Annotated in this window: 3 protein-coding genes and 4 tRNA genes; all 7 read right to left on the reverse strand. The window is 38.5% G+C overall.

Features of this window, described 5'->3' with window-relative positions; translation table 11 throughout:
- Positions 1-391 precede the first annotated feature (391 nt).
- Positions 392-4,060, reverse strand: coding sequence for a DNA-directed RNA polymerase subunit beta' (gene rpoC / locus D1B17_RS10255; RefSeq protein WP_120141822.1), 3,669 nt, complete (start codon positions 4,058-4,060; stop codon positions 392-394).
- Between the two features lie 24 nt (positions 4,061-4,084).
- Positions 4,085-7,693, reverse strand: coding sequence for a DNA-directed RNA polymerase subunit beta (rpoB, locus tag D1B17_RS10260; RefSeq protein WP_120141821.1), 3,609 nt, complete (start codon positions 7,691-7,693; stop codon positions 4,085-4,087).
- Between the two features lie 250 nt (positions 7,694-7,943).
- Positions 7,944-10,439, reverse strand: a complete 2,496-nt coding sequence (locus tag D1B17_RS10265) for an ATP-dependent Clp protease ATP-binding subunit (RefSeq protein WP_120141820.1) — start codon at positions 10,437-10,439, stop codon at positions 7,944-7,946.
- Positions 10,440-11,192: 753 nt separating this feature from the next.
- A tRNA-Gly gene (locus tag D1B17_RS10270) sits at positions 11,193-11,264 on the reverse strand.
- Positions 11,265-11,273: 9 nt separating this feature from the next.
- Positions 11,274-11,346 (reverse strand) — tRNA-Thr (locus D1B17_RS10275).
- Positions 11,347-11,408: 62 nt separating this feature from the next.
- Positions 11,409-11,491 (reverse strand) — tRNA-Leu (locus tag D1B17_RS10280).
- 36 nt (positions 11,492-11,527) lie between these two features.
- A tRNA-Val gene (locus D1B17_RS10285) sits at positions 11,528-11,600 on the reverse strand.
- Positions 11,601-11,976 lie beyond the last annotated feature (376 nt).

Consider the following 11,976-nt stretch of genomic DNA (forward strand, 5'->3'; position numbering starts at 1 on the left):
AAATATGCCACCTCCAAGAGCAAGAAGTTAGGTCGCTATGGGGACCGACAAAAGCCAAGGTCTTTTGTCTAGATTTTGAACCTCGCACAAATCGCGAGTTTCAAAAGTTGTCCCGTGGTGTAAGCACTAAAGTGCTAACGCCACCTGCACAGCGACCTAATTTCTTGCTCTTTCCGGCTAGTTCATTGTTTGTTTTTGAATCAATGACTACAATTACTGGATATGGATGGAGTATGTTCTGAATCTTTTGTCTTTTAAAACTTAAAAATTATTTCAACTACATAATCAAAAAATCAATTAGCACCACGAGTATTGAGAATCGTTTTTTAAGCGGTTCAATCCTATTAATTGCACAAAAAAAGTCGACCTGATGGTCGACTTTTTACTATGATTAATGCTTTTCTTCTTTAGCTGCATCTTCAGCTTTCATTTGAGCTTCGATGTCAGAAATTGTGTAGGCACCATTCAATGAGTTATCTGCCATAGGACCAACTTTCTTTGGTTCCATGTGGTTGTACTTAGCCATACCAGTACCGGCAGGAATAAGTTTACCAATAATAACATTTTCCTTAAGTCCAAGAAGTGGATCATTCTTACCACGGATTGAAGCGTCAGTAAGAACTCTTGTTGTTTCCTGGAAGGAAGCGGCTGACAAGAAACTGTTTGTTTCAAGAGAAGCCTTAGTGATACCAAGAAGTACTGGACGACCAGTAGCTGGAATACCACCATTGAACAATGTTTCACGGTTATGGTCAGTAAATTGAGCAATATCCATCAATTGACCAGGTAAGACATCTGTATCACCAGGATCAAGAATACGGATCTTTCTGAGCATTTGTCTGATCATAACCTCAAAGTGCTTATCAGAAATATCAACACCCTGCATACGGTAAACTTTTTGAACTTCAGCAAGCAAGTAGTTTTCTGTATGTAGAACGTTTGTAACTTTAATCAATTCCTTAGGATCGATTGAACCTTGTGTCAACTTACCACCACGTTTAACGTGATCACCTTCGGCAACCGCAACACTTGATGTGTAAGGAACACTATAAGATCTAGAATCAATGTCACCTTCGACAGTGATTTCCTTAGTATGTTCTGCTTGGTTTTCATCGATTGATGTGACAATACCATCAACTTCAGAAATAATAGCAAGACCTTTAGGGTTTCTAGCTTCAACAATTTCTTGAACACGAGGAAGTCCTTGTGTAATATCGTCACCACCAGCAACACCACCGGTATGGAAGTTTCTCATTGTCAATTGAGTACCTGGTTCACCGATTGATTGAGCAGCAACAGTACCAACTGCTTCACCAATTTCAACTTCTTCACCAGTAGCAAGGTTACGACCGTAACATTTCTTACATACACCATGCTTTGTATCACATGTGAATGCTGAACGAATTGTAACGTGTGTAACACCAGCATCAACGACTTTTTGAGCAATTGCTTCATCCATCAAGACACCACGAGGTACAAGTACATCGCCAGTCTTAGGATCTTTAATAGTCTTTTGTGTATAACGACCAACAAGTCTGTCATACAATGGTTCGATCATATCTGTACCTTCCATGATTGAACTTACAACAAGTCCACGGTCAGTACCACAATCCTCTTCACGAACAATAACATCTTGTGCAACATCAACCAAACGACGAGTCAAGTAACCAGAGTTGGCTGTCTTCAAAGCCGTATCAGTCATACCTTTACGGGCACCGTGGGTTGACATGAACATTTCCATGACAGATAGTCCTTCACGGAAGTTAGAAATAACAGGGATTTCCATCATACCACCGTTAGGGGCAGCCATAAGTCCACGCATACCAGCTAGCTGAGTAAAGTTTGAGATGTTACCACGGGCACCGGAATCAGACATCATTGAAATAGGGTTTGTAGGATCAAATGAGTCGATCAACAATTGTTGAATTTCATCCTTTGTATCGTTCCAAACACTAATAACACGATCATGTCGTTCAGCATCTGTGATAAGTCCACGACGGAATTGCTTAGAAATTGAAGCAACTTGTTTGTGGGCTTTTTCGATGATTTCAGGTTTTTGAGTTAAGTTAGGAACATCAGTAACACCAACTGTCAAACCAGATAGTGTACAGATTGTGTAACCTAATTCCTTCATATCATCAAGCAATGAAGATGTTCTTTGAACACGGTAGATCTTAAATACTTGAGCAATGATATCTGATAAGTAGCTACTCTTCAATGGGTCAATAAGATCCATTTCATCAAGGCGCTTGTTAATATCTTCACCTTTGCCAAGGAAGTATTTGTCAGGAACACCATGCATCAAGTTGTCATCTGTTGGTTCGTTCAAGTATGGGAAATCTTCAGGAAGAATTTCGTTAAAGATTACTTTACCAACGGAAGTAATCATAACCTTATCTCTTTGGTCATCCTTGAATGGCTTGTTAGGCATTGAATTAACAGCGATACCAATTCTTGTGTGATAGTGAACATCACCATTTAATAGGGCTGTTTGAACTTCATTAGAATCCTTGAAGATCTTACCTTCACCAGTCATATGTCTTGTTTCAATTGTTAGATAGTAGTTACCTAAAACAACATCCTGTGAAGGAGTAACGATAGGCTTACCATCTTTAGGAGCAAGAATATGGTGGGCAGCAAGCATCAACATACGAGCTTCAGCTTGAGCTTCGTCTGATAGAGGAACGTGGATAGCCATCTGATCCCCATCAAAATCGGCATTGTAAGCTTCACAAGCAAGTGGGTGCAAACGCATTGACTTACCATCAACCAATACAGGTTCAAAGGCTTGAATACCAAGTCTGTGAAGTGTAGGGGCACGGTTAAGTAATACTGGACGTTCTTTGATAACGTCTTCTAGTACATCCCAAATGTCATCATCTTGACGATCGATCTTTCTTCTAGCGTTTTTAACATTAGAAGCAATTTCACGTTTAACAAGTTCATGCATAACGAATGGCTTGAACAATTCCAAAGCCATTTCACGTGGAAGTCCACATTGATAGAACTTCAATGTAGGTCCAACATCAATAACTGAACGTCCTGAGTAATCAACACGCTTACCAAGTAAGTTTTGACGGAAACGTCCTTGCTTACCTTTAAGCATGTGAGAAAGTGACTTCAATGGACGGTTACCAGGTCCTGTAACGGGACGGCCACGACGACCATTATCAATCAAAGCATCAACAGCTTCTTGCAACATTCTCTTTTCGTTTTGAACAATGATGTTAGGAGCATGTAGATCCAACAATCTCTTCAAACGGTTATTACGGTTAATTACACGACGGTACAAATCGTTCAAATCAGAAGTAGCGAAACGGCCACCTTCTAGTTGAACCATAGGACGTAAATCAGGTGGGATAACAGGAATTGCTTCCATTACCATCCATTCAGGTTTGTTACCTGATTTTTGGAAGGCACTTAAAATATCCAAACGTCTGATAGCACGTGTACGTTTTTGACCTTGAGCACTCTTTAGAGTCTCACGGAGTTCTTTAACTTCTGCATCCATATCAACTTGGCTAAGTAAATCACGGATACCTTCAGCACCCATCTTAGCAACGAACTTGTTACCAAATTCTTCACGTTTCTTACGATATTCAGTTTCAGTTAAAAGTTGTTTCTTTTCTAGATCTGTTTCACCTGGGTCGATAACTACATATGATGCAAAGTAGATTACTTCTTCCAAGTTTCTTGGACTCATGTCCAAAACAAGTCCCATACGTGATGGGATACCCTTGAAGTACCAGATATGTGATACTGGGGCAGCTAGTTCGATATGAGCCATACGTTCACGACGAACCTTTGAACGAGTAACTTCAACACCACAGCGGTCACAAACAATACCCTTATAACGGATACGTTTGTACTTACCACAGGCACATTCCCAGTCTTTAGTTGGTCCGAAAATTCTTTCATCGAATAGACCATCTTTTTCTGGTTTCAAAGTACGGTAGTTGATAGTTTCTGGTTTCTTAACTTCTCCATAAGACCAACTACGAATCTTGTCCGGAGATGCTAAACCAATTTGCATACTTTCGAATTTATTAACGTCTATCAAAAGGTAACCTCCCTAAAGTTTTGACTAGTTTTCTGATTTTGTACTAGTTGATTCAGCTGAATCTTTTGAGGCTTCAAGCTTCTTAGCTTCCTCTTCAGCACGTTTTTGTTCTTGTTGTTTAGCAAACTTAGATAGAGCGTCGATACTTACAGTATCTTCATCATCATCCATGTCTCTAAGTTCAATTTCCTTCTTGTGTGAATCAAGAACTTTCATGTCTAGTCCAAGAGCTTGTAATTCTTTGACAAGAACACGGAATGATTCAGGAACACCAGGCTTAGGAATACTTTCACCCTTAACGATAGCTTCATATGTCTTAACACGTCCAACAACATCATCAGACTTGTATGTCAAGATTTCTTGAAGTGTATAAGCGGCACCATAAGCTTCAAGGGCCCAAACTTCCATTTCACCAAATCTCTGTCCACCAAATTGTGCTTTACCACCAAGTGGTTGTTGAGTAACTAGTGAGTAAGGTCCTATTGAACGAGCATGAATCTTATCATCAACCATGTGGGCTAGTTTCAAGTAGTACATGACACCAACGGCAACACGATTCTTAAATGGTTCACCAGTACGTCCATCATAAAGGATTGACTTACCATCAGAATCCATATCAGCTTCTTTAACGATGTCCCATAATTCATCATTTTGTACACCATCAAAAACAGGAGTTGAAACGTGGATACCAAGTTTTCTAGCAGCCATACCTAAATGAAGATCAAGAACTTGTCCGATATTCATACGTGATGGAACACCCATTGGGTTCAAGAGGATATCTACTGGAGTACCATCTGGCATGTAAGGCATGTCTTCTTCTGGTACAACGATTGAAACAGTACCCTTGTTACCATGACGACCAGACATCTTATCACCAACTTGAATCTTACGCTTTTGAGCAATGTAAACACGAACTAACATGTTAACACCAGGATCAAGTTCGTCACCGGCTTCACGAGTGAAGACCTTAACGTCTTGGATAATACCGCCACCACCATGTGGTACACGAAGTGAAGTATCACGAACTTCACGAGCTTTTTCACCAAAGATAGCATGTAGCAATCTTTCTTCGGCTGATAATTCAGTAACACCCTTAGGTGTAACCTTACCAACTAAGATATCGCCATCGCGAACTTCAGCACCAATACGGATAATTCCGAATTCGTCAAGATCCTTCAATGAATCTTCACCAACATTAGGAATTTCACGTGTGATTTCTTCAGGTCCAAGTTTTGTATCACGTGCTTCTGATTCGTATTCTTCAATATGAATTGAAGTATAAGCATCTTCACGCACTAATTTTTCTGAAAGTACAATCGCATCTTCATAGTTGTACATGTTCCATGTCATAAAGGCAATCAATGGGTTTTGACCAAGAGCTAATTCACCGTTTTCCATTGCTGGACCATCGGCAATAATATCACCCTTCTTAACCTTTTCATCCTTGTGAACGATAGGTCTTTGGTTGTAACTCTTACCATTATTTGAACGACGGAACTTAGTTACTTTATATTCATCAGTTGTGCCATCTTCGTCACGTTTGATTGTGACCTTCTTAGCATCAACATATTCAACAACACCGGCATGATCAGCTAACAATGCAGCACCTGAATCATGAGCAGCGATGTATTCCATACCAGTACCAACTAGTGGTGCATGTGGATTGATCAAAGGAACAGCTTGACGTTGCATGTTAGCACCCATCAAGGCACGGTTCGAGTCATCATTTTCCAAGAAAGGAATACATGCAGTAGCTACAGAAACTACTTGCTTAGGTGAAACGTCCATGTAATCGACTTTTTCTGGAGTAGTTTCAATGTTGTCATCTTTGTGACGAGCCAAAATTGTGTTGTCAGAGAATGAACCATCATCATTCAATGGTGTATTAGCTTGGGCAACAACATAGTTATCTTCTTCATCAGCAGTTAAGTAATCGATCTTGTCAGTTACTTTATGTGTATCCCATGAAACACGACGATATGGTGTTTCGATAAAACCATATTTGTTGATGATGGCATATGAAGCCAAGTTATTGATAAGTCCGATATTAGGACCTTCAGGAGTTTCGATAGGACACATACGACCATAGTGAGTATAGTGAACATCACGAACTTCATATCCGGCACGATCACGAGTCAAACCACCAGGTCCAAGAGCTGATAGACGACGCTTGTGTTCTAGTTCTCCAAGTGGGTTTGTTTGATCCATGAATTGTGACAATTGTGATGAACCAAAGAATTCCTTAATTGAAGCAACAACAGGTCGAATATTGATCAATTGTTGAGGTGTAACGGTAGCTGAGTCTTGAATTGACATTCTTTCACGAACAACACGTTCCATACGTGACAAACCAATACGGAATTGATTTTGTAGCAATTCACCGACTGAACGAATACGACGATTACCCAAGTGATCAATATCATCAGTGTTACCAATACCTTCTTTAAGGTTCAAGAAGTAGTTGATACCAGCTAAGATATCTGCAGGTGTAATTGTACGGTTTGTTTCTGGAATATGACCGTTACCAATCATATTAACAACTTTTTCATTATCGTTTTCTGAATAAACTTTAATACTTTGAATAGTAATAGGATCTGTTAGAACACCTTCATCAGATGGTTCCAATGTAATAGTCTTAAAGTCATCACGATCAAGATATGGAGATAGAGTCTTCATAGCATCACGATCAAGCAATGTATCTTTTGCTAAAACAACTTCACCAGTATCTGGATCAGCAAGTGTTTCAGCCAAAGTCTTGTTCATAAGTCTTGTCTTAAGGTTTAGTTTCTTATTGATCTTGTAACGACCAACAGGAGCTAAGTCATAACGACGTGGGTCAAAGAATCTAGCATATAGCAATGAACGAGAACTATCAGCAGTCTTTGGTTCACCAGGACGAAGTCTTTCATAAATATCCTTCAAGGCTTCTTCAACACGGGAATCAGTTGCTTCTTTATGAACATCTTTATCAAGAGTAAGGTTCAAAGTATCGTTATCACCGAAAATATCAAGGATTTCTGAATCTTCGCCAAAACCTAAGGCTCTAACAAGTTCAGAAATAGGTAATTTTCTAGTTCTATCGATTCTTACATAGCCTAGACCCTTTGCATCTGTTTCATATTCCAACCAAGCACCACGGTTAGGGATAACAGTTGTACCAAAGTTAACACGACCGTTTTTATCTGTATCTTGATTGTAATAAATACCAGGTGAACGTACTAATTGAGAAACAATAACACGTTCAGCACCGTTGATGATGAAAGTTCCTTCATCAGTCATGATAGGGAAATCACCAAAGAAAACATCTTGAGTCTTGATTTCACCAGTTTCATGATTAGTCAACTTCAAAGTTACGTGGAGTGGTGCTGAGAAGTTGGCATCATGTGCTCTAGCTTCTTCAACAGTATATTTTGGTTCTAGTAACTTGTAATCAACATATTCCAAAGAAAGATTTCCAGCAAAGTCATCAATTGGCATTATGTCGTCAAACATATCTTTAAGTCCTTCATCTAAGAACCATTTGTAAGAATTTGTTTGAATGTCAATTAAATTTGGCAGTGGAAGTACTTCCTTGATCTTTGCATAACTACGACGAACACGGTGTGCACCATAATTAACGTTATGATAAGTCAAATTTTTCACCTCAACATTTAATTTGTTCAAATCGCAATCAAATTTAAATGTTACAATTTGATTACATTTTGCATGAAAACGGTTTTTTAACCTATTTTTAGGCAAAAAAAAACCAAAAATAGAATCAAATATCTATTTTTGTTTTTTTATTTAGCATAATCACGGACAATAGATCGCGATTTGCGATTTGAACTTTGAATCTCAAAAAAGATAATACTCTTAACCACTATTCTTGTCAATAGTCAAGGTCTTACTTTTGATGAGTTAGTGTTTTCTTTACTTCTGGTTTATCAACCGTCACAGTCAACTTACCTTTCTTAGAACCAACCTTGATTGAATCACCAGCTTTAACATTCCCCATTAGGAGTTGTTCACTAACTGGATCTTCAATTTCACGTTGGATAGTTCTTCTCATTGGACGGGCACCATATTCTGGGTTGTAACCATCCTTAACCAAGTCATTGTATGCAGTTGGTGAGATAACTAATTTAATCTCTCTTTCAGCAAGACGCTTTCTCAAGTTGTTGCTCATGATCTTAGCAATGGCCTTAAGTTGTTCCTTGTTAAGTGACTTGAAGACGATTGTTTCATCGACACGGTTCAAGAACTCAGGACGGAAGAATTTCTTCAATTCAACATTGATTCGTTCTTGCATTTCCTTATAGTCATCGTGAACATCACGTGCACCGAATCCAACTGACTTATCTTCTTCAAGAGCACGAGCACCCAAGTTAGAAGTCATAATGATAATTGTATTTCTAAAATCGACTTTACGACCCTTGGCATCGGTCAAAATACCATCATCCAAAACTTGCAACAAGATATTGAAGACATCTGGATGAGCCTTTTCAACTTCATCAAGTAAGACAACTGAATATGGTTCATTTCTAACTTTTTCAGTTAGTTGACCACCGTCGTCGAACCCAACATAACCAGGAGCTGAACCAATCAACTTCGAAGTACTGTATTGTTCCATATATTCTGACATATCAACACGGATCATATTATCTTCAGAACCAAACATAACTTCAGCGATTGACTTAGCCAACTCAGTCTTACCAACACCAGTAGGACCTAAGAACATAAATGAACCAATTGGACGATTAGGATCTTTCATACCACTTCTAGCACGACGAATGGCACGAGAAACAGCATTGATGGCATCTTCTTGTCCAATGACACGCTTATGAAGCTCTTTTTCAAGGTTAAGTAGCTTTTCACTCTCTTTACGAGTAATTTGCTTAACTGGGACACCAGTCCATTGAGCAATAACTTCAGCAATATCATCAGCTGTGACAACTGGTTTCTTGCTAGAAACCTTCTTATCCTTTAATTTGCTGAGCTCTTCTTGAACATCTTGTTCTTGCTCACGAATTTGAGCCGCCTTTTCAAAGTCTTGATCTAAGATGGCATTATTCTTATCACTCAACAATTTCATCGACTTGTCAGTTAATTCTTCTACTTTATTATTCTTAGAAACGTTGTGAATTCTAACCTTAGCGGAAGCTTCATCCATCAAGTCAATGGCCTTATCAGGTAAGAAACGATTTGTTAAGTAACGCGTTGAGAAACGGACTGCAGCTTCAACCGCTTCATCAGAAATTGTCAAACCATGATGTTGCTCATATCTTGGACGAAGTCCCTCCAAAATCTTAATTGAATCTTCAGCACTAGGTTCCTCAACATGAACTTTAGCAAAACGACGTTCGAGGGCTGTATCTTTTTCAATGTACTTTTGATATTCATTTGAAGTTGTAGCACCAATCAATTGCAACTCACCACGAGCCAAAGCTGGTTTTAGAATATTAGAAGCATCAATAGCCCCTTCTGCACCACCGGCACCAATCAAAGTATGTAATTCATCAATAAATAAGATAACGTGCTTATCTTGATAAATTTCTTCAATAACTTTCTTCAAACGATCTTCAAACTCACCACGATACTTAGTACCAGCAACTAATGAACCCATATCAAGCATCATGATACGTTTGTTTTGCATATCAAGAGGAACTTCTTTCTTCACGATAGCAATAGCCAAGCCTTCTGCAATAGCTGTTTTACCAACACCGGGTTCACCAACTAAGACCGGATTGTTCTTTGTCCGACGACTTAAAATTTGAATAGTTCTTTCAACTTCAGACTTACGTCCGATAACTGGATCAATCTGATTATCTTGAGCCATCTTGGTTAAATCACGAGCTAAAGAATCAAGTGTTGGTGTACCACCATTGCCTTGAGCTTGTTGTTTCTTTTGTTTAGCAGCCATGTTTGCTGCAAAGCCACGACGAGCAGTCTTGTTAGAAATGCCCATCTTACTTAATAGCAATGACTTTGTTTTGGCCAAACTTAAACCTAAGTTAACTAAAATTCGATTTGCTAAATTATCAGTATCATCAAGAATAGCTAATAGAATATGTTCAGTTCCGATACGAGTAGCTTTATATAAGTTAGAAGTTTCCTCTGCATCGCTTAAAATTAGTTGTCCCTTAGGTGAATAAGGTAAATAAATTCCCTTGGCAGTATTAGATGAGACATCACCGTAACCAGTCAGATGTTCAATCTCTTCTTCAACATCCTGATCACTTACGGCCAGATCCCTCAAAGTAATACCGGCGATACCATCATTTTCCATTACTAAACCGAGTAAAATGTGTTCAGTTCCAACAGCATTATGGTGAAATGTTTTAGCCTGCTCTTGAGCCAAAACAAGTGCGTTCTTTGCGCTTTCGGTAAATACTTTGTCCATTTTAACTACCTCGACTTATAAATTTCTTAGTGTAGAAAGTATAATTCTGTTATGTAAAAATGCAAGTTATTTAACTCATATACCAGTTAAACGACTAGCCTACTTACATTCTCAACTACTATTATTACATATTTGTTGCAATCAAATTAGTAATCGGCATAGATAATCAGTATTCATTTTTTGTAATTACTCATTATTTATGCTGATTACTAATTTTAAATTTATATTTCTTGCTGAAAAAATGATTTTCGGCAAATTATAAACTGATTGCCTCAAAAGAATAATCTAAAAACAATAACATAAATTTCTTTTATATCAAAAAGATTGCCCTCATCAACATCATCCTACCAAATCAACCATCTAGTCAAAAGTTAAATATAGACAAAACTTCAATGATTTTAATAGTTGTTTAGTAGGCCGCCTCCAGGAACCAGAAAATCAGGTTGCTGTGGGGACCGGCTGGAGCCTTAACGCCACCTTCACGGCATCCTAATTTTCTGGTTCCTTCCGGTTAGTTTATTCTTTGTTTTGAATATGCCTTAAGTAAATTGGAATATTACATTATAATCTTGACTACTTTTGTATTAATAATGACTAGATTTCAAAGACTTAAAGCATATTTGTAATCTTTCAACCCCACAAATAATTTTGAAAAAGATATAGACTTACAAAAACTCATTATCGGCATTTCTATAGAAAACAAAAAGATTGCTATTCAAGATAACACTCCTGAATAACAATCTTTATTATTTAAGCGGAAGACGGGATTCGAACCCGCGACCCCCACCATGGCAAGGTGATGTTCTACCACTGAACTACTTCCGCATTTTAACATGCCGACTAGAGGATTCGAACCTCCGACCCCCTGTTTACAAGACAGGTGCTCTGCCAACTGAGCTAAGTCGGCATTATGTCAACAACAATTAACATAATACATAATAATTAATTCTTTTGCAAGTTAATTATTAATACGGGTGAAAGGACTTGAACCTTCATGTCCAAAGGACACTAGAACCTAAATCTAGCGCGTCTGCCAATTCCGCCACACCCGCAAAAAACTTAATTAATCCACTAAGCATTTTGCTTAATGGAGGATACAGGGATCGAACCTGTGACCTCCTGCTTGTAAGGCAGATGCTCTCCCAGCTGAGCTAATCCTCCATGACTGTTTCGCTCGAAACAACTATATTAGTATACCTTTTGGGAAATAAAAAAGTCAACAAAAATTTTCGATTATTTTTTAAATTTGGTCCATTAAAAAAAATCACTTAATAACTACAGTCAGATATGATTGTGGGCCGCCTCCAGGAACCAGAAAATTAGGTCGCTGTGGGGACCGGCTGGAGCCAAGGTCTCCAGCCTCGATTTTGAACCTCGCAAGGTTCGCGAGTTTCAAAAATCGTCCCGTGGTGTAAGTGCTGAAGCACCAACGCCACCTTCACAGCGACCTAATTTTCTGGTTCCTTCTGGCTAGTTTATTCTTTGTTTTGAATAATCCATAAGTAAATTTGCGTATTACATCGTAACCCTGACTACT

Origin of the sequence: Companilactobacillus zhachilii, assembly GCF_003606365.2 — a bacterium.
Classification (GTDB): domain Bacteria; phylum Bacillota; class Bacilli; order Lactobacillales; family Lactobacillaceae; genus Companilactobacillus; species Companilactobacillus zhachilii.

What these genes read in the sequence shown, in the direction of transcription:
- D1B17_RS10265 (WP_120141820.1), bottom strand. Translation starts at nt 10,439, where the DNA reads ATGGACAAAGTATTTACCGAAAGCGCAAAGAACGCACTTGTTTTGGCT.